The organism is Actinocrispum wychmicini (assembly GCF_004345645.1).
GTDB classification, from domain to species: Bacteria; Actinomycetota; Actinomycetes; order Mycobacteriales; family Pseudonocardiaceae; genus Kibdelosporangium; species Kibdelosporangium wychmicini.
The window spans coordinates 55,058-73,478 of sequence record NZ_SLWS01000011.1 but is presented as its reverse complement, the minus strand read 5'-3'; the positions used below and the strand labels follow the sequence as shown (position 1 = coordinate 73,478).

The 18,421-nt window shown below is 69.3% G+C and carries 17 protein-coding genes; 4 read left to right on the top strand and 13 right to left on the bottom strand.

All coding sequences use genetic code 11. The features are described 5' to 3' along the window. The first annotated feature begins 3 nt into the window (after positions 1-3). Positions 4-471 (top strand): hypothetical protein, encoded by a 468-nt coding sequence (locus EV192_RS39800; RefSeq protein ID WP_132123844.1) that lies wholly within the window; start codon positions 4-6, stop codon positions 469-471. A 214-nt stretch (positions 472-685) separates the two neighbouring features. On the opposite strand, the gene EV192_RS39795 is transcribed toward EV192_RS39800, so the two are convergent. From EV192_RS39795 to EV192_RS39785, 3 genes are read right to left on the bottom strand one after another with little or no spacing between them, the layout of a single operon-like run. Then, positions 686-1,741 (bottom strand): CU044_5270 family protein, encoded by a 1,056-nt coding sequence (locus tag EV192_RS39795; RefSeq protein WP_132123843.1) that lies wholly within the window; start codon positions 1,739-1,741, stop codon positions 686-688. Further along, a complete protein-coding gene (locus tag EV192_RS39790) occupies positions 1,734-2,294 on the bottom strand; it encodes an RNA polymerase sigma factor (RefSeq protein WP_132123842.1) in 561 nt (186 codons plus the stop codon). Before EV192_RS39790 ends, EV192_RS39795 begins: the two co-directional genes overlap by 8 nt. 49 nt (positions 2,295-2,343) lie before the next feature. Next, positions 2,344-5,946: a BTAD domain-containing putative transcriptional regulator gene (locus tag EV192_RS39785; protein ID WP_165960871.1), complete on the bottom strand. Its 3,603-nt coding sequence runs from the start codon at positions 5,944-5,946 to the stop codon at positions 2,344-2,346. A 167-nt stretch (positions 5,947-6,113) separates the two neighbouring features. Between EV192_RS39785 and EV192_RS39780 the strand changes: the two genes are divergently transcribed. Further along, positions 6,114-6,731 (top strand): helix-turn-helix transcriptional regulator, encoded by a 618-nt coding sequence (locus tag EV192_RS39780; protein ID WP_132123840.1) that lies wholly within the window; start codon positions 6,114-6,116, stop codon positions 6,729-6,731. Here EV192_RS39780 and EV192_RS39775 read toward each other — a convergent pair. The 7 genes from EV192_RS39775 to EV192_RS39745 all read right to left on the bottom strand — a co-directional run bounded on the left by EV192_RS39775 (position 6,724) and on the right by EV192_RS39745 (position 13,425). Continuing rightward, complete coding sequence (locus EV192_RS39775; protein ID WP_165960870.1) at positions 6,724-10,029, bottom strand: ATP-binding protein; 3,306 nt, start codon at positions 10,027-10,029, stop codon at positions 6,724-6,726. The genes EV192_RS39780 and EV192_RS39775 overlap by 8 nt on opposite strands. A 104-nt stretch (positions 10,030-10,133) precedes the next feature. Then, positions 10,134-10,907 carry a methyltransferase domain-containing protein gene (locus EV192_RS39770; RefSeq protein ID WP_132123838.1) on the bottom strand — a complete coding sequence of 258 codons (774 nt, stop codon included), beginning with the start codon at positions 10,905-10,907 and terminating at the stop codon, positions 10,134-10,136. Positions 10,908-10,921: 14 nt separating this feature from the next. Beyond that, positions 10,922-11,530, bottom strand: a complete 609-nt coding sequence (locus EV192_RS39765; RefSeq protein WP_132123837.1) for a 5' nucleotidase, NT5C type — start codon at positions 11,528-11,530, stop codon at positions 10,922-10,924. An 80-nt stretch (positions 11,531-11,610) separates the two neighbouring features. Further along, positions 11,611-12,168, bottom strand: coding sequence for a nucleotidyl transferase AbiEii/AbiGii toxin family protein (locus EV192_RS39760; protein WP_132123836.1), 558 nt, complete (start codon positions 12,166-12,168; stop codon positions 11,611-11,613). An 84-nt stretch (positions 12,169-12,252) separates the two neighbouring features. Beyond that, positions 12,253-12,594 carry a hypothetical protein gene (locus tag EV192_RS39755; protein WP_132123835.1) on the bottom strand — a complete coding sequence of 114 codons (342 nt, stop codon included), beginning with the start codon at positions 12,592-12,594 and terminating at the stop codon, positions 12,253-12,255. 37 nt (positions 12,595-12,631) lie between these two features. Beyond that, positions 12,632-13,039: a DUF4180 domain-containing protein gene (locus EV192_RS39750; RefSeq protein ID WP_132123834.1), complete on the bottom strand. Its 408-nt coding sequence runs from the start codon at positions 13,037-13,039 to the stop codon at positions 12,632-12,634. Then, the gene (locus EV192_RS39745) at positions 13,036-13,425 is read right to left on the bottom strand and encodes a helix-turn-helix domain-containing protein (protein WP_132123833.1); all 390 of its coding nucleotides are present in this window, start codon (positions 13,423-13,425) and stop codon (positions 13,036-13,038) included. Before EV192_RS39745 ends, EV192_RS39750 begins: the two co-directional genes overlap by 4 nt. A gap of 66 nt (positions 13,426-13,491) precedes the next feature. Here EV192_RS39745 and EV192_RS39740 point away from each other — a divergent pair, with 66 nt between their 5' ends. Next, positions 13,492-14,127 carry an MBL fold metallo-hydrolase gene (locus EV192_RS39740; protein ID WP_132123832.1) on the top strand — a complete coding sequence of 212 codons (636 nt, stop codon included), beginning with the start codon at positions 13,492-13,494 and terminating at the stop codon, positions 14,125-14,127. Here EV192_RS39740 and asnB read toward each other — a convergent pair. From asnB to EV192_RS39725, 3 genes are read right to left on the bottom strand one after another with little or no spacing between them, the layout of a single operon-like run. Continuing rightward, positions 14,124-15,953 (bottom strand): asparagine synthase (glutamine-hydrolyzing), encoded by a 1,830-nt coding sequence (gene asnB / locus EV192_RS39735; protein WP_132123831.1) that lies wholly within the window; start codon positions 15,951-15,953, stop codon positions 14,124-14,126. The genes EV192_RS39740 and asnB overlap by 4 nt on opposite strands. 3 nt (positions 15,954-15,956) lie before the next feature. Further along, a complete protein-coding gene (locus EV192_RS39730) occupies positions 15,957-16,961 on the bottom strand; it encodes a methyltransferase (protein WP_132123830.1) in 1,005 nt (334 codons plus the stop codon). A gap of 13 nt (positions 16,962-16,974) precedes the next feature. Continuing rightward, positions 16,975-17,442, bottom strand: coding sequence for a PhzA/PhzB family protein (locus tag EV192_RS39725; RefSeq protein ID WP_132123829.1), 468 nt, complete (start codon positions 17,440-17,442; stop codon positions 16,975-16,977). A gap of 134 nt (positions 17,443-17,576) precedes the next feature. Here EV192_RS39725 and EV192_RS39720 point away from each other — a divergent pair, with 134 nt between their 5' ends. Further along, positions 17,577-18,413 (top strand): PhzF family phenazine biosynthesis protein, encoded by an 837-nt coding sequence (locus EV192_RS39720; protein WP_132123828.1) that lies wholly within the window; start codon positions 17,577-17,579, stop codon positions 18,411-18,413. Positions 18,414-18,421: the final 8 nt, after the last annotated feature.

The following is an 18,421-nucleotide window of genomic DNA, read 5'->3' as shown; positions in this document are numbered from 1 at the left end:
AGAATGACCATGCTCGCCGGCTGGCTCTTCGCGGACCTGTTCCTGATCCTCCTCGTCGCCGGCCTGACCACCCTGCCCGCGAAAAGCTCAGGCGAGCCCGCCACCCGCAAGCCAACCCCGACCGCACCACCCACCCCGCCACCACCAGCCCACCCCGTCGGCCTGGACCCCAACCACATCGACCTCACCGTGGCGATGAGCCCCAACACCTACCGCGCCGGCGGCGCGGACGCCCTGCTGGCCCAGGTGAACGCCCAACTGGACCAGAAGGACCCGACCCACCGCGCGGTCGGCTTCGTCCTGGTCTTCGCCTCCGACGACCAGGCCCACGTCCAACGGGCCAACGACACCGCCGAAGACGTCTTCCAGCTGTTGCACACCCGGTCGAAAGTGTTCGCGGCCGCCTCCGGCTTCGGCTACTGGAACGGAAACCACAACAACTTCGAGTTCAAGATCTTCCTGCTGAACTAGTGCTGTGACCGGATAGGTTCACCGGTTCTCGACGGCCCAGCTTCCCACTGGCCGCACGGCCGAAAGGCCCAAGTACAACCCGGTACGAGAACCTTCCGGCCGCACGCCCAGTGGAAACCTGGATCCGCCGATAACACGGCAAACCTACCCGGTCACAGCACTAGCGACGGCGACCCGCTCGCCCCCGATCGCGAGCGGGTCCGTCCGGTGCCGGTCACTGGTTTGGTGGCGCCCCAAGGGTGTTCGCCACTCCGGTGGTCACCGAACTCGACTCGGACAACGGGCCGGCTGGGCTGTCCTGGACGGTCCGGGCGCCGATGTAGTCGCCGGTTTTGGGGTCGACGATCATGTCGCGGACCCGGTGGGGGTCGGTGAGTCGGATCGCGATGCCGGTTTGGCCGTCCAGGTTGGCCTGGCGGTCGGCGACCTTCATGCCGGCGATCCTGGTCATCGCACGGTAGACGGCGGCGCGCAGTTCGCCTGGGATCTGGCCGGTGCCCAACATGTCCTGGGCGCCCACGAAGGCGCAGGCGTCCGCGAGACAGGTTGAGTCCCGCAGCACGATGAACAGTTTCCTGGGGTCGCGGGGCAGTCCGGCGAGCAACTCGGGTGTGGGGTGGAAGATGTTGGCGGGGATCTCCGGGGCTGGCTGGCCTTCCAGCGGATGGCCGCCGGAGTCTGGCCGGGCCACCCGGTCCGGATCGCGGAACTTTCCCCGCTTCGCGCGGGACTCCCATGGGGTGACCGTGGAGGTGTGGAACGGCGCGTTCTCGGCTTCCTCCTTGGTGCAGGACTTGGTTTCCAACGGATCTGTGTGGGTGGTGCGACGCAGCCAGTCCTGGTTCAGGTCAGTGGGGATCCACGTCTCCTCCGTCTGTTCGTACCGGAACCAGCAGTTGGCCGAGCTGGCTCCGTGGAGCACGACGCCCATCCACCGCGACCTCTTCTCCTTGACGTACCGGAACTGTCCGGGCGCTACCGGGATGTCCGTGGTGTGCACGGTCACGTCGGCGGCGTCGGTCAACACCGCGACCGCTTCGGCGTTGGGGGTGAGTCCGGGACCGCCGAAGTTCAGCACACCCACTGTGGCGACCGTGATCACCGCCGCGGCGGCGATCCACCGCCCCACCGGGCGACGTCGGCGGGGTACGTCCGACACGGCCGCGAAGATCCGGTCACGTCCGGCGGTGAAGGCGGTGTCGGACATCGGCGGCACGTCGGGTGCCAGGGTTCGGACAGCGAGATCTACCTGGTCGTCATTGTCACGCATGACGGGGAACCTCCTTCGTGGTTTCCTGGGCGGGCTGGTCGGTTTCCACCAGCCGCCGGAGCCGGCTGCGCGCCCGATGCAGCCAGCTGCGCACGGTGCCGACGGGGACGTCGAGCACCTCGGCGATCTCCACGGGAGTCAGGTCGCCCCAGGCGACCATCAGCAACACGTCCCGCTCCTGGGCCCGTAGCCCGGCGACGGCCGCGGCCAGCCTGCCGGCGAGCGTTTGCGCGTCCGCGATGTCCACCACACGGCTGCTCAGCTCGCTGCCAGGCACCTCCTGGGCGCCGTGCCGCGCCCAAGCCCGTAGCCGCCGAACCTCCGTGCGGACGTGTCCACGCAGCACGTTGCCGGCCAGTCCGTACAGCCACGCCCGCGGGCTAGCCCGCGTCGGGTCGTAGCGATGTCGGTGCTCCCACAGCAGCAGGAACGTCTCCGCGACCAGGTCGTCGGCGATGTCAGGGCCGACACGCCGGGACAGGTAGCCGTGCAGCGGACGCGCGTACTCGTCGTACAGCTCCGCCAAAGCCGGCAATCCGTCGAGATCACTCATCCTGTGCACGGACTCTTATTGACCGCGGCGGCAGGGAGCGTTGCATGGATCAGTCCAGCAGGTGGACGGTCACCGCCAGGCGGGAGTCCACCTCCAGTTTGGTCAGGATCCTGGTCAGGTGCGTCTGGACCATGCTGCGGGAGAGGGTCAGCTTCGCCGCGATGTCCGCGTTGGACCAGCCCACCGCCACCAGTTCGGCCACTTTCCGCTCCATCCGGGACAACAGGCCGGGGGCCGCTGCCGGCGGGCGCAGGCCGAGGCGGGCTTCGGCCGTTCGAGCGTTCCAGGTCGCGCCCAGTTCGGTATAGATGATCAACGCGTCGTGCAGCGAGGTACGGGCTTCGTCCAGCTGACCCCCGGCTGCCAGCACGGCGGCGGCGTCCTCGGCGGCCGCTGCCTGTTCGACTTTACGGCCGGTGGCGGCGAAGTGCTTGGCCACCGTGAGCAGGGCTCCCGCGTCCGCTTCGAGGAGGCCACGGCACCACTGCAGAGCGGCCGCGGCCCGCGCCGGGTGGGTCTCCCGCTCCGCTTCCGTCGCGCAGACGGACATCGCGAGTTCGGCCAGGGTTCGGTCGCCCTGGTCCAACGCCAGCCGGACCACTCGCGGCAGCCACTGGTGGCGGAGCATCATCGGCGAGTAGTCGACGTCCAGGAACGGTTTCAGGGCCGCAAGGGCTTCCGCCGGCCGGCCACGTTGTTCCAGGGCCACCGCGTGGGCCACGATCAGAAAGTCGTGGCTTTCCCTGGTTTCCGGGGTCGGCCTGGGATCCACGCCGAGTTTCAGGTGCCGTTCGAGCAGCACCGAGTCGTCCCGCTGCGCGGCTATCAGACCGATCACGCCATGCAGGAGCTGGAGCACGCCATGCTGGCGCAGGCCGTAGAACGTGATCTCGCGGCCGTCACGGACCACGGCGTCGAGCTCCACCAACGCGTCGTCCCATCGGCCCAGCCAGAACCAGTGCACGGCGGCGGCGATGTGCGGGCCGCTGGGCAGGCTGAGGCGGGTCACCAGGTGCTCGGCCTCGGCCAGGGCCTGCCCGGCGTCCGCCAGCCGGTCCAGGTTCTGCAGGGTGAACACCTTGTTGTCCACCAGGGACAGCAGCACGTCACCCCACTCCGGCCGGCCGGCGACCGCGGCGATCGCCGCGTTGATGTGGTCGAGCGCCTCCTGATGGCGGCGCAGCATCGACGCGGTCTGCCACAGGAACTGGGACGCCATCGCGATCCCGAACGGGTTCCGCGCCGCGCGGGCCTCAGCCAGTGCGGCACGCCCAGCGCCGACCGCCGTCGCCGGGTCGTCCAGCCCACTGCGGGACACCATGCAATGCAGCGCCTGATGGCGCGCACGCCACTGTTCCGGCACGTCCGGGTCGCCGATGACCTGCTCCAGCCCCTCTGTCGCGCGCGCGTTGTCGCCGGCGCGGTAGCTCAAGTACGCCAACAGGAGTCGCATCTCGGCGACCCGGTCCGGGTCCGACGTCATCCCGAGCACCGCCCGGATCTCCGCCTCCGGCGAACGCCCGAGCCAGAACGACAGCCGAGCCAACCGGACCGTCAACGTCTCCCGCGCCTCGTCCCGCAGGCCCCCGCTGTCCAGAGCACGGGCGAGCAGGTCGGCCGCGAGCGACGGGAACCGCCGGGCCACCGCGTTGGTGTTGGCCACCAGCCACTCCGTCACCCAGCCGTCGACCGGGACCCCCAGCAGCTGTTCGGCCACCCGGGACACCGGGGCACCGGCCGCGTCCAGGGTCTCCGCGGCCTGCCGGTGCAGCGCGACCCGCACGGCCGGCGGCATCGCCTCGTACAACGCCCGCCGTACCAACGGGTGCCGGAAGGCGAACCGCTGTCCGGCCGGCCGCAGCACACCGGCCGCGGTGGCCTCCTCGACCGCGGGCACCAGCTCCGAAGCCGGCCGGCCCAGCACCGTCGCCAGGTCGCCGAGATCGAACTCGACGCCGAGCAGCGCCGCCCACCGCAGGCCGTCCCGGGTCGTCGTGGCCAGGTGCCCGGTCCGTCGGGTCACCACCGACGCCAGCGCCGAGTGCGCCGACGACAGCTCGGTGTCGTCGAGTTCGTCCACGTCGGCCACCTGGCCGGCGACGACGACCGCGTTGTCCCGCACCAACGCCTGCACGATCTCCCGGACGAACAGCGGGTTCCCGGCGGCGCTGTCCATCAGGCCAAGCAACGCCGGCCCAGGGGTCGCGCCGATCAGCCGGCCGGCCAGCTCGGCCGCGCCCGACTCGGCCAACGGCCCCAACCGCAGCAGGTCCCCGCTCCACAGCGACACCACGGACCTGAGCTGATCCAGTTCGGCCCGGCGCGGCAACGGCCGGCACGCCCCCACCAGCAGCAACGGCAGCTGCCTTGTCGTTCGCGCCAACCGGTGCCAGGCCAGCAGGCTCGCGTCGTCCGCCCACTGCAGGTCGTCCAGCACCACGATCACCGGCCCGTCCGAGCACAGCTGCTCGACCAGGCCGACCAGCTGGTCGACGGCGGCGAGCACCGGGTCGTCCGGCTGCCACGCCGGCCGGGCCGCGGGCTCGCCGTGCACCAGGTCGGCCAGTTCGGCGCGCCGCGGGTCCGGCGACCGCTGGTCCACCCCGAGCGCGGACATGAACAGACGCAGCGGAAACCGCCGCCCGACCTCGTCGCCCGCGGCCCACAGCAGCTGGCCGCCGCGCTCGGCCGCGTCCGCCAACCCCGCGGCGAGCAGCGCCGACTTGCCGATGCCCGATTCGCCTTCGACCCACACCGTGGCGCCCGAGCCGTGCAGCACGTCGGCCAGCCGCCCACGCAGGGCGGCGAGCTCGGCGACCCGGCCGACGAACACGTCCGGGCGGGTCAGTTTCGCGAGGATCGGCGTCTGCCTGTCCGGTGCCGGCCTGGCCAGGATCTCGCTGTGGACGCGGCGCAGGGCCGCGCCCGGTTCGATGCCCAGCCGGTCGTTGAGGACCTGGCGGGTCTCCTGGTAGACCGCCAGCGCCTCGGCGTCCCGGCCGGCCCGGTGCAGCCCGGTCATCAGCAGCTCGCGCAGGCTTTCCCGAACCGGATGGGCACTGGCGAGCCGGTACAGCTCGGTCACCGCGGCCGAGATGTCCCCGGAGTTGAGCATGATCTCCGCGCGTCGCTCGTACGCGGCCACCCGCAGCTCGGTCAGCCGCTCGCGGTGCAGCTCGGCGGCCGGGCCGTTGACGCCGGCCAGCGCCTCGCCGCGCCAGAGGGCGAGCGCGGCGTCCAAGGCCGCCTGCGCGGCCGGCAGGTCGAGCCGGTTCCACCGCTCGTTGGCCATTTCCCTGAGCCGGTCGAACTCAAGAACGTCCAATTGTCCCGGTTCGAGACGTAATGAATAGCCGGATCCCTCGGAGATCAGAGTCTGCCCGCCCGACCAACGGGAACGGTCCGGTTCGAGGACCCGGCGCAGTCGCGAAACGTATGTGTAAAGGCTGCCGCTGACCCCGTTCGGCGGGTTTTCGCCCCAGACCGCCGAAACCAGTTCCTCCCGGGTGATAACGCGATTGACCCGAAGGGCGAGAGCTGCGAACACCGCGCGCTGGCGACCCGATCCGAGGTCGAGTTCGACCTCGCCGCGCCACGCCGTGACCGCGCCGAGGACCCGCACTCTTAAGGGCTCTACCAGCTCGTTCGCCATCGCCACCCCTGATCCGGTTGGCAGGCTATCCCACTGACGGTATGACATGCGTCACTATGTCCGTCAAGGTTACGCGCGGGTTCGTTCCCGGCGCGGCAAGAGTTCGTGTAGGTCGATGGCCGAGACTCATTCCCGATCCGCGAACGCGAAGGTGGGGAAGGCGCGCGATGGAACGGATAAGGATTGTCATTCAGGCCACCGATCCGATCACCTATGTGGGACTCGGCAGTTACCTGCGGTCCCGCCCGGAGGTGACCGTGGTGGACCAGGCCGACCAGGCCGACGTCCAGTTGTTCTCGACCGAACGGGTCGGGCCAGAGGCGTTGACGCGGCTGCGCGCGCTGGCGGACGACGGCGCCCGGCCAACCGTGCTCATCACCGGCGAACTGGCCGAGGCGCCGCTGCTGACGCTGGTGGAGTGTCACGTCGTCGCGATCCTGCCGAAGAGCTCAGCCACCGGGGACCAGGTGGTCGACTGCGTGGTGGCCGCGGCCGCGGGCAACGGCGTCATGCCGCGGGACGTGCTGGGCACGCTCCTTCGCCGGATCCAGGTGCTGCAACAGGAAGTGTTGGTGCCCAACGGGTTGAGCGCGTCCGGGTTGGAGCCGCGGGAGGTGGACGTGCTGCGGCTGATCGCCGAGGGTTGGGGCACCGAGGAGATCGCCAAGGAGCTGGCGTACTCGGAGCGCACGGTCAAGAACGTGATCTTCAACCTCACCACCCGCCTCCACCTTCGCAACCGCGCCCATGCCGTGGCGTACGCACTGCGCGCCGGCGTCATCTGATCCGCCGCGTCGCCGTCCACTCCAGATCCCAGTCGGCGCCGAGCTGGCCGAAGATCGCCCGCGACTCCGTCATCGCGGCCCGCGCCTCCTCGGTGTCGCCACGGGCGGCGAACAGCCTGGCGACGTCCGACAGCGTGGCCGCGAGCTCGGCGGGCCGGCCGACCCGTCGATAGTGGTCGACCGCGACCAGCCCCGGCTCGGGATCCCGCTCGATCAACGCGAGCACCCGGTGCAGGCCGCTGAACGCCCTGGCCGGCACCTGTTCCCTGGCGGCCTCCTGCTCGGCGATCGCCAGCGCCTGCTCGGCCCGTTCGTGGTCGCCGACGACCATGGCGAGCCGGACGTACACCGGCAGCCACTGGTGCCGCAGCATCATCCCGTCGTACTCGGGGTGGAGCATGGGCGTCATCTCGTCCAGCGCCCACCGCTGGTCGCCGGCCTGAACGGCGGCCAGCGCCCGCGCGGCCAGCAGAAAGTCGAAGTTCTCCCGTTCCGAACTGGTCGTGACCAGGAACTTCTCCGCCGCCTCCAAGTGGGCCGCGGCCGCGGCGCCGTCGCCTCGGCGGGCGCCGATCAACGCCGACAGGCCGTGCGTCAGCAGCTTGGCCGGGCCGGCGTCCAGTAGGCCGGCGTAGGTGATCGACGGCCCGGACTCGGTGACGTCGGCCAGGCACCGCAGCGCCTCGTCCCACCGGCCGCGCCAGTAGTGGTGCACGGCCGCGGCGACCTGGATCCCGAACGGCAGGTCGCCGAGTTCGGTCGCGGCGGCCAGCACCTGGTCGGCCTCGTCGAGCCGGTCCAGGTTCTGCAGCGTGAACATCTTGTTGTCGAGCAGGTCGAACCGCATGCCGGCGAACGACTTCTCGGCACCGAGGGCGTGAATGGCCTCGTCGACGTGGCGCAGCGCGGCGAGGTGTTCGCGGCGGACCGAGTCCACCAGCCACCGGGTCTGCAACGCGTGCGCGGCAAGGAAGTCGTCGCCGTCGCCGACCGCCTCGTGGTACGCGGCCTTCGCGCTGATCTCGGCGATGTCCAGGTCGGACACGTCCCGGCCGAGGTGCGCGAGCAGTGCCTTGTGCCGCAGCCGCCACGCTTCCGGCAGGTCGTCGGGCAGTGGGGCCTCGGTGAGCGTCGCGACTGCCTCCGTGCGTCTGCCGTGCCGGTGCACGATGGCGGCGAGGAGTTGGCGCAGCTCGGCCGAGCGCACCGGGTCGGTCGACATCGCGAGCGCGTGCCGGGCTTGGGCCTCCGGGTCACGCGACAGCCGGAACAGAACCCGGACTTGAGCGGTGTACAGGACCTCCCGGCTCGGGTCGCCGAGATCCAGCGAGTCCAGGACGAGTTCAAGCAGGTCAGCGGCGATTTCTGGAGTACGGCTCGACAACATGTCAACGTTGTCAACGAGCCAAGGCGCCACCCAGGGCTCCACATCGATGCCCGCGGCGACCACCTGCTCGGCCACACAACTCTCCGACGCTCCCGCGTCCGCGAGCACCTTGGCCGCACGCCGATGCAGCACGCTGCGCGTGGGCGCGGCGATGCCCGCGTACACCGTGTCGCGCATCAGTTGGAGCCGGAAGGTCAGGCGTGGGCCGTCGTCGGTGAGAACGTCCGCGGCCACCGCGACGGCCACCGCGCGCACGAGGTACCAGACCGGTCGTTCCGACACCGTCGCGATCGTGTCGACTCTCGCCTCGCTGCCGAGCACAGCCACCCAACGCAGGATGTCCTTTGTGCTTTCCGGCAACGACTTCGAGGCCCGTTCGACGGCGGCGACAAGCGTTCGTGGCGCGGTCTCCGCATGCGACTCTTCGACGTGCGCGATGCCGTCGATCACCTCGACGGCGTCGTCCACGATCATCGCGTTGAGGACTTCCCGCAGGTACAGCGGGTTCCCGCCGGCTCTGGCCGCGATCCGGCGCAGGGTGCGTCCCGGTCGGCCGCCGACCAGCCGGGACATCAGCAGCTCGACCTCGGGCAGCCTGAGCGGCGGCAGGGTGACGACGTCGCCAACGATCTGCCGCCGCAACTCGGACAGCTCCCCGGGTTCGACCGTCGTCACCAACAGCAGCGGCAGGCGCCTGGTCATCTCGATCAGCCGCTGCCACAGCTGGACGCTCGCGTCGTCCGCGCAGTGCAGGTCGTCGATCACCAGAATCGTGGGGCCGGCCGCACAGATCCGTTCGACCGCCGCGTGGACCGGCTGGTCGGCGCCGCGGTCAAGGCCGAGGCACTCGTGCACGACCCGCAGCGGGAACCGCCGGGACAGCTGGTCCGCGACCGCCCAGCCGAGCTGCGGACCCCGGCCGTCCACATCGGACAACGCGACCGCGAGCAGTTCGGACTTGCCGATCCCGGCCTCGCCCTCGATCCAGACAACGCCACCACGGCCGGCCTGAACCTCGGCCACCCGCTCGCGCAGCAGCGCCCGTTCGGCCACGCGCCCGACGAACAGCCGGTCGCCGACTGTGGCCGCCCGGCAGGGCTTGACCAGCAGCCGGGCCACGGGCGGCGCGGCCTGGACACCGCCGGTCAGGACCTGCGCGTGCGCGGCCCGCAGCGCCGGGCCCGGCTCGATGCCGAGCTCACGGAGCAGGGTCTCGCGGGTGTCGGCGAACACGTCCAACGCCTCGGCGTGCCTGCCGCTGCGGCTCAACGCGAGCATCAGCAGTTCACGCAACGACTCCCGGAGCGGATGCTCGCGGACCAGCGGCGACAACTCGGCCGCGACCTCGACGTGCGCCCCCAGTTCCAGCCGGGCCGCCGCGTACTTCTCGACCGCCCGCAGCCTGGCGTGCTCCAGCCGGCCGCGTTCCTGTTCGGCGTACGGGCCAGGCACACCAGCGAACGCCTTGCCTCGCCACAGCACCAGGGCCTCGCCGAGGGTCTCGGCCACGCCGCGGTGATCGCCTTGCGCGGCGAGCCCGCCGGCCTGCCCGCAGAGCTCCTCGAACCGTCCGACGTCCAGTTGGCGGGCCGCCAGCCGCATGGAGTAGCCGTTGCCGACCGAGTCGATCAGGTCGTGGCCGTGTTTCCGCAGGGCCCGGCGCAGTCCGGAGATGTACGTGTAGACGTTGCCGTCCGCGCTGGCCGGGGCACTCCCGCCCCACACCGCTTCGACCAGCTCGGCCCGCGACACCGTCTGGCCAGCCCTGGTCGCCAGCACGGCGAACACGGCGCGTTGCCGGGCGGGCCCGAGCCCGGCCTCGACGCCGGCGACCACCACCCGGACCGGACCGAGCACCTCGACCCGGAGCGTGTCATCCCCCAGTGCACTCGTCCGAACAGCGAGAGGCACGCGATCCACGATACAGCAGTGAACAGGTGTCCGGTTCGGCCGTTTCACCGGAGTCTACAAGGACGAGCACGACGTGCCGTTCGACCCGTCGTGCTCGATCTCGGTCAGGACGTCTTACGGCCCCACGCGGACACGGTCAGCCACGTGTAGTCCACAAAGGACGGATCGCTGTAGCTGGCGTACGCCGCGTCCAGGTCGTCCCGGCCGAGCAGGCCGGTGTCCAGGATCTTGTCGCCGAGCAGCTGGTAGCTCGCCCGCAGCCAGGTGGCCATCGGCGAACCGCCGATCACCGGCGGCGCGGTCGCCTCAGCGGCGCAGCCGGTCAGCCCGGCCGCCCACAGTGGACCGGGCAGCGTCCGGGCCCAGCTGTTGTCGGTACCCAGATTCGTTGCCAGCGCGGCGTTCCCGGCCTCCATGGCGAGCTTCGTGGCCCGCCGCGAGGACAACTCGGGCAACGTCGTCCCGGCCTCGATCAGCAGGACCCCGTTCGGCTTCAGCCAGGACACCAACCGGCGGATCGCGGTCTCCCGGTCCGGCAGGTGGTCCACCACGTACCGGGCGTGAATCAGGTCGAAAGTGCCCGGCGCCTCGTCGACAAGGACATCGTGCCGCAGCACGGTGACCCCCAACTCGGTCAACGGGCCCAGCAGGATCGTGCTCAGGTCGGTCGCGACCACGTTGCGGCCGCCGACCCGCTCGGCCATGGCCCGCGCGACGGACCCGCCGCCCGCGCCGACCTCCAGGCACCGCCACCCGGGGCCGACCCCGAGCCGGTCCAGGTTGCGCACGCTGATCGGGTCGAAGACGCGTTCCATCAACGTCATGCGCTCATGTTCGGTCGTCGCCAAAGTGTCGACGAACTCGTGCCACTGCGACATGGGACATCCCTCACTCAGTAAACGGCATAGCCGGCGCCGACAGCGGGCAAGGGGCCGGACTCGGCCGCCACGATCTCCAGGAAAGCGTCCCAACAGGACACGGCGGCACCGGTGTGCGTCTGATTCGCGGAATGGCGCCACAGCACCGCGCGCGGATGGCCGGCGGCCTCCAACGCCTTGATCACATCGGTGGAGTCGTCCAGGAACACGTCGGTCGGCCGGCAGTTCTTGTCGCCGGCGATGGTCAGCGAGTGCACCGGGAACGTCCACTTCTGCAGCCATTCCGCGGTACGGTGCCAGGCGACCGGAGCCGGGATGCCGGCGAAGGCCCTGGCGGTGATGTAGTGCAACCGGTGGCCGGCGCGTGCGAGCCGTTTGGCGGCCCGCACCGCACCGGGCAGCGGAGTGCCCTCCGTGTAGAGGACCCCGTCGCGTACACCGCGGCTACAGAGGGCGAAGAACTCGTCGTGGTTGAGGCCCCACTGCCGCTGGTACCAGTCCCATGAGTCGGCCTTGTCGGTGCAGGGACGACCGAGCTGCTTGGTCGCGTACCCCGCGATGACCTGGACGAATGGGTACAGCACTCCGTCGATGTCGAAGCCGATGTCGAGCGAACGGGACATGACAGGTCCTCCTGAACGGTTGGACAGCCATATGGTCACGCCCCGTGCGCAACACAGCCGCAACACCGGGATCGGAGGCGTCAGCCAGACTCACCGAGTCTCCGCCGCCACGCGTCGAAGGTGGCACGCAGATGGTGGACGTCCTCAATGGGAACGCCGTCCTCAGCCCAGTCCGCCTCGCCAAGCCGGGCGATCGCGCGGAGTGAGTCGACAAAGGTAGCTGCGCTGAAACCGGAGTCCTTGGCCGCGGCGAGCTCAAGAAGCCGATCCGGGCCGTAGTGCCCAAGGAGGGCGTTGACGTCGAAATAGTCACGCGGGCGCGCACGGTCCCACAAGGCAAGCACCTTGTCCGCGGCCAGGTCGTCGGGGTGGAGGACCGGGCCGATGTCAAGTGTGACAAGGCCGCGGAGCCGTCCGCCGTCCGCGAAGATCTCCACAGTGCATTCGGCCCCACTGGCGGGGTCGACCGCCACGAAACGATGGTCGAGCGGTGGCCGCTCGGTATCCCGCGTGGTGAGCCGCTGAGCTTCAAGCGCTTGCCGCAGGGCCACGACGCCCCGGATGGCTTCCTGGTCGTCGATCTCGGTGAACAGGTCGACGTCCTTGGTGGCTCGGTCGACGAAACCATGGGCGATCATCGCGCCACCACGGGCCAGCGCGAGTGTCCGGGCTTGCGGCAGGTTCAGCGCGATCCGGTCCTGCAGGGGTCGAGCGGCATGTGCCTAGGCTGCCGTGCGTCCCGAGTCCACCAGGGGTTGCCACGCCGACCGCACCCGCTTCGGCAGGTACATCACGTCCCACAGTTGGATCAGCGCGGCGCCGTCCAGCAGCTCGCGCACGTCGTCCAGGGTGCCTTGAACCAGGACGATCTCGTAGAAGTCCCGCCGTCGGGAGGGGTCGGTCAGGTCCCATCGGACAGATCGTGGATCAGGGCCCGACCAGAACAGTCGCGCCGGCAGTCCTATCGAACCATCTGTCGGGCCATGGAGCTCGCTGAGTTCGTGCGGAACCGCCGCGTCCCGATGCCAGCCAGGACGCGGGGCGGTCGATCCGTCGCTACCCACACCTACATGATGCCTTGGCTCGCGCATCCAGGCCAGTTCACTCAGGTGCGTGCCGGGAGCCGAAGCCGGTGTAGGTGGGTCGGCCGGCCAGGCGGGTGAGGTGGGCGGCCAGGTCGTCCACATCGGACACGAACAGGGTGTGCCTGCCACGGTTGCACTCGCGGACGAACGCGGCGAACGGCTCGCTGGCGGTGACGTGCGGGGAGACGTCGCCGATGATCGCCAGGCCGCGGTGGTAGTTCACGAACTTCTGGACGATCCCGCCGGCCACCCGGGTGCTCAGGGTGAAGAAGTCCGGGTCGAGCCTGCTGATCGGGACCACGGTCCAGTCGGCCGCCAGCTCGCTGACGATGGTGTCGACCGCGTCCTGCTCGGTGCGGATCCGGGGGCCGTCGGGGTCGAGGATGTCGACGGGCACGCCGTTGATGTTCTGCAGCACTGTCACTCCGTGATGGTCTTGATGAACTTCAGCAGGTCGGCCGTGCGGGTCAGGCCGCCGACCACGATGATCTTGAGGCTGGCCCGGTCCTGGTCGTGGATGGTCTCCACGCGCAGCCGCTCGTCGTCGTAGGGGGTGGCGACGAAGGCCATCACCATGGCGCTGATCCGGCCCATCTCGGCGAAGTCGACGTCGTCGACCTGCACGATGCCGGAAACCTCGACGTGCCGGCGGGACACGTCCTGGCCGGTGAACGCGGCCAGGTCGTCACCGGAGATCCGGTACTGCTTGCCGACCTTGACGGCCTTCAGCCGGCCGTCATGCACGTAGCCGCGCACGGTCTTGACATGCAGCCCCAGCAGGTCCGCCACCTGCTCCACCGAGTACAGCATCGCTCCCCATCCTTCCCCGTGAAGAGTATCATAGGGACGTTTGGGGAGCCTGGGATGATGTTGTCCGTGAGGGTGACCAAACTGGGGCATGCCTGCGTGCGGCTGGACAAGGACCAGCGGGCCATCGTGATCGATCCCGGGCTGTACTCGCCGGAGCCGGAGGCGCTCGACGGGGTCGAAGCCGTCCTGATCACGCACGAACACGCCGACCACTTCGACGCCGACCGGCTGCGACGGGCCCAGGCGGACAATCCCGGCCTGCGGATCTACGCCAACCGCGCGGTCGCCGACCTGGCGCCGGACCTGACCGTCCAGCGGGTCGGGCACGAGGACCGGTTCACCGTGGCGGGCTTCGACGTCCAGGTGTACGGCGAACGGCACGCCGTGGTCCACCCGGACATCCCGGTCGTGGTCAACAACGGGTTCCTGGTCGACGGCGAGGTGTTCCACCCCGGGGACTCGTTCACCGTCCCCGGGCAGCGGGTGCGGACGCTGCTGACCCCGTGCGACGCGCCGTGGCTGAAGGCCGCGGAGATGCTCGACTATCTCCGCGAGATCGCCCCGGACCGCGCGTACTCGATCCACGACGCCTACGTGTCGACGATCGGCATGGACGTCGTCGAGTCGTTCTTCGCGTACGAGGCCGAGCGGTCCGGGGCGGATGTCGCCGTCTTCACCGCCGGGCAGAGCATCCAGCTCTAGGGCAGTTCGATTTCCGGCCGGTACATGTCGAACCAGTGGTACAGGTCCAGGATCCGGTCGATGCCCCGGCGGACATGGCTGGGGATGTCGGCCGGGTCGCGCTCGATCACCGGGGTGAGCCAGTCCCAGTCGATCAGCGCCAGCGCCGGGTGGTCCCGGTCGGCGAGGACCTCCTTGGCCTGCTGCTGCAGTTCGGCGTTGTAACTCGGGTCCTGAGTGGACGGATAGGACGCCTTGAGCCGCTGTTGCACGGACTGCGGCACGACATGCGAGGTGGCCGCCCGCAGCAGGCTCTTCTCCCTGCCGTCGAAGAACTTCATCGACCACGGCGCGTTGTACACGTACTCCACCAGGCGGTGGTCGCAGAACGGCACGCGCACTTCGAGACCGACCGCCATGGACACCCTGTCCTTGCGGTCCAGCATCATCCGGACGAACCTGGTCAGGTGCAGGTACGAGATGGTCCGCATCCGGCGTTCGAAACTGTCGTCGGAATCGAGGTGGTCGACCGCGGCCACCGAAGTCGCGTACTGGTCGGCCATGTAGGTCGCGATGTCCAGGGGTTCACGCAGGTGCGGGCACATGATCGCGGACCGGTCACCGCTCATCGCGCTCTGGTACACCAGCCACGGGAAGTTGTCCGTCTGCACCACTTCCGGGTCGTGGAACCAGCGGTAGCCGCCGAACACCTCGTCCGCCGACTCCCCCGACAAGGCCACAGTGGACTCTTCGCGGATCGCCTGGAACAGAAGGTACAGCGACGTGTCCATCTCGCCGAAGCCGATCGGCATGTCCCGGGCCCGGATGACCTTGCGGCGCAGTTCCGGGTCGGTGAGCACGCTCGCGTCCAGCGTGACGAACTTGTGCTGCGGGTGCACCATGTCCACGACGTCCCGGATGAACGGGGTGTCCGGGGTGTCCCGGGCCTCGTCGGCCTTGAACGTCTCCTCGCGGCCCACGAAGTCGACCGAGAACGTCCGGATCTGCTCGCCTTGCGCGGCAAGGTGTTCCGCGGCCAGGCCGGTGACCGCGGACGAGTCCAGGCCGCCGGACAGCAGCACACAGCGGGGCACGTCCGCGACGAGCTGGCGGTGCACGATGTCCGTCATCAGCGAACGGACGTTGTCGATCGTCGTCTCCAACGAGTCGGTGTGCGGCCGTGCCTCCAGGCGCCAGTACGTCCGGGACCGCACGCCGGACCGGTCCACGGTGACGATCGTGCCCGGCTCGACCTCGTACATTCCCTTCCACAGCGCCCATTTCGGCGTCTGTGCGAACGCGACCAGCTCACGCAGCCCGTCCAGGTCCACCACCCGGCGCACCGCCGGGTTCGCCAGGATCGCCTTGGGCTCCGACCCGAACAGGACACCGTCCGGGGTCGGGTAGTAGTACAGCGGCTTGACCCCGAGCCGGTCCCGGATCAGCACCAGCTTCTCCGACCGGGTGTCCCAGACAGCGAACGCGTACATGCCGTTGAGGCGGTCGACCAGCGACTCGCCCCACTCCAGGTAGCCGTGCAGGACGACCTCGGTGTCGCTGTCGGTCCGGAACTTGTGGCCCTTGCCTTCGAGTTCCCGCCGCAGCTCGGTGAAGTTGTACGCCTCACCGCTGTACACCATCGCCGCCGGCCCGGCGACCATCGGCTGACGGCCACCAGGCAGATCGATGATCGCCAGCCGACGGTGGCCCAGCGCGACATGCGGTCGGACCCATGTGCCTGAGTCGTCCGGGCCACGGCAGGCCATGGTCTCCGTCATGGCCTCCGCGATGTCGCGCTGGGTCGTGAGGTCGGCATCGAATGCCACCCAACCCGCGATACCGCACATCGCCTAGGCCCTCGCGGCGGCGATGATCGCGGTCGTCTCCACGGGCAGGTCGGCCACCCGTTCCACGTCCAGGCCGGCATTGCCCAGCAGCTTCGTGAACTTCTCCACGGTCCGGTGCCGGCCGCCGTTGGTCATCAGCAGGTGCAGGTCCCACAACGCCGGCAGCACGGTCGAGTCCTCGTCCACCACGACCCGTTCCAGGATGATGAGCCGCGACGACGAGTCCTTCATGGCCTTGCGGCAGTTCTCGAACACCCCGGTGATCGCCTCGTCGCTCCAGCCGGCCAGGACCCGGCACAGGAAGTAGATGTCGCCACCCTCCGGGACACCCTTGAACATGTCGCCGGGGTACAGCTCGACCCGGTCGAGGCCGACCTCGCGGGACAGGTTCTCACGGGCGACCGGGATGACGTGCTCGCGGTCCAGCAGCTTGGCGCGCGCGGTCGGCACACCCTTGAGGATCGCGGCGGTGAGCTGGCCGGGGCCGCCGCCGACGTCCACAAAGGTCTTGCCGGCGAGGTCGACCACCTCGGGCACGTAGTCGAAGAACAGGTTCCCGGCCTTCATCGCCAGCTGGAACCGTTCGGTCGCGTCCTCGTCGTGGCTGAGGTACGTGTACAGCGGTTCGCCGTACGCGATCTCGAAACCGGCGGTGACCGTGGTGATCGACTCCTTGGCGTGCGCCCAGGCGGTGTAGAACTCCTCGCCGTACAGCAGACACATGTCCCGCAACGAGTCGGGTGTGTTCCGCAGGACGTTGCTCACCGCCGTGTTGCGATAGCCGTCACCGTTGCCCTCGAAGACGTTCATCGCCACCAGCAGGCGCATCAGCCGGTGGACGCCCTCCTCCTTGGCGCCGGTCGCCTCGGCCAGCTCGGCGTTCGTGGTCGTGCCGGCCTCGATCAGATCGGGAATCCCCAGTTTGACGGCCGTGTACAGGCACTGCGCGCGCCAGCCGCCGGTGATCAGCTCGACCGCGTCCTGCGCGGCCTTCAGGTCGACGTTCACGGTGTGAACCCTCTCAGGTGGGGATGCCGCCTCGGTTGATGACCGGGATCTCAATGCCCAGCGCCCGGAGCTGGTTGTACGGGTTCATGAACTCCCGCTGCGTGACGATCCTGCCGTCGGCGAGCTCGAAGGAGTGGATGAAGTGGTTGCGGTAGAAGCCCGGCGGGTACGTCGGGTAGAGGATCTTGCCCTCGCCGTCGCACTCCACCCAGAACCTGTTGGGGTCCTGGGTCTCGAAGACCTCAAGGTTGAACCACTTCCAGTCCGGGAACATCTTCAGCGACCACTCGCCGTGCGCCTTCAGCTTCTCGTGGCCCTTGGACACGATCGGTGTCTCAGTGTCCCCTGTGTACAGTCCGGCGCTACCGTCCTCGGTGAACAGGAGGTAGCGGCTGAGTCGGTTTTCGCCGTACCTGCTCATGTAGTCCTCGACCACGGCACGGTTACGGCGACGCAGCTCGGTCTCGGTGGTGACGGTCATGGCTTTGTCTCTACCTCGCAAGTATCGACAATACGCGAGTACCATGTAACTCCGGCCTGGGAAATCCTGTCAACGGTCGTCCAACCAGGGAAAAACCCACGCCTGGACGGCATGTTTCCCGGTAGCCTAACAAAATGCACGACTACACGGTCGCCGATGTCTTCACCGATACACCTTTGACCGGCAATCCGGTCGCCGTGTTCACCGACGCCGAGGATATTCCGGCGGAGCGCATGCAGCGCATCGCGCGCGAGCTGAACCTGTCCGAGACGACCTTCGTCGGACCGCCCCGCAACGGCGGTGACGTGCACGTACGGATCTTCACCCCGGTCAACGAACTGCCCTTCGCCGGCCATCCGACGATGGGCACGGCGTTCGTGCTCGGCCAGACGTTCCCCGGCGACCGGCTGTTGATGGAAACCCAGATGGGCACGATCCCGTTCGAATTCGACCGGGTGGACGGCGTCGTTCGCTGGGCCAGGATGAACCAGCCGATTCCGCAGTACCGCCTTTACGAACGTACCGAGGAACTGCTCGTGGCACTCGGCCTGGAAACGTCCACATTGCCGGTGACGGAGTATCGGAACGGCCCGAGACATGTTTATGTGGGAATGCCGGACATTCCCGCGCTCTCGGCCGTCCGCCCGGACCTGCTCGCCCTGGCCGACCACGAGGACATGTCCGCGATCTGCTTCGCCGGCTCGGGCACGCAGTGGCGGATGCGGATGTTCTCCCCCGCGTACGGCGTGGCGGAGGACGCGGCGACCGGATCCGGCGCGGGACCGCTGGCGATCCACTTAGGACGCCACGGTCTGGTGCCGTTCGGCACGAGGATCGAGATCCAGCAAGGCGTGGAGATGGGCCGTACCTCGCACATGTACGCCACCGCCGAGGGCAGCGCGGACCAGGTGGACCTGGTGGAGGTCGCCGGCAGCGCCGTCGTCGTCGCCCGCGGCACCTTCCTGCTGTAGTTCCTCGT

Excerpts from the sequence above, each read along its gene's own strand:
- EV192_RS39765 (WP_132123837.1), bottom strand. The coding sequence starts at position 11,530 with ATGTCCCGTTCGCTCGACATCGGCTTCGACATCGACGGAGTGCTGTAC.
- EV192_RS39790 (WP_132123842.1), bottom strand. The coding sequence starts at position 2,294 with ATGAGTGATCTCGACGGATTGCCGGCTTTGGCGGAGCTGTACGACGAG.
- EV192_RS39745 (WP_132123833.1), bottom strand. The coding sequence starts at position 13,425 with ATGCTGTACTCGGTGGAGCAGGTGGCGGACCTGCTGGGGCTGCATGTC.
- EV192_RS39760 (WP_132123836.1), bottom strand. The coding sequence starts at position 12,168 with ATGATCGCCCATGGTTTCGTCGACCGAGCCACCAAGGACGTCGACCTG.
- EV192_RS39780 (WP_132123840.1), top strand. The coding sequence starts at position 6,114 with ATGGAACGGATAAGGATTGTCATTCAGGCCACCGATCCGATCACCTAT.
- EV192_RS39795 (WP_132123843.1), bottom strand. The coding sequence starts at position 1,741 with ATGCGTGACAATGACGACCAGGTAGATCTCGCTGTCCGAACCCTGGCA.
- EV192_RS39785 (WP_165960871.1), bottom strand. The coding sequence starts at position 5,946 with ATGGCGAACGAGCTGGTAGAGCCCTTAAGAGTGCGGGTCCTCGGCGCG.
- asnB (WP_132123831.1), bottom strand. The coding sequence starts at position 15,953 with ATGTGCGGTATCGCGGGTTGGGTGGCATTCGATGCCGACCTCACGACC.
- EV192_RS39720 (WP_132123828.1), top strand. The coding sequence starts at position 17,577 with ATGCACGACTACACGGTCGCCGATGTCTTCACCGATACACCTTTGACC.
- EV192_RS39770 (WP_132123838.1), bottom strand. The coding sequence starts at position 10,907 with ATGTCGCAGTGGCACGAGTTCGTCGACACTTTGGCGACGACCGAACAT.
- EV192_RS39725 (WP_132123829.1), bottom strand. The coding sequence starts at position 17,442 with ATGACCGTCACCACCGAGACCGAGCTGCGTCGCCGTAACCGTGCCGTG.
- EV192_RS39800 (WP_132123844.1), top strand. The coding sequence starts at position 4 with ATGACCATGCTCGCCGGCTGGCTCTTCGCGGACCTGTTCCTGATCCTC.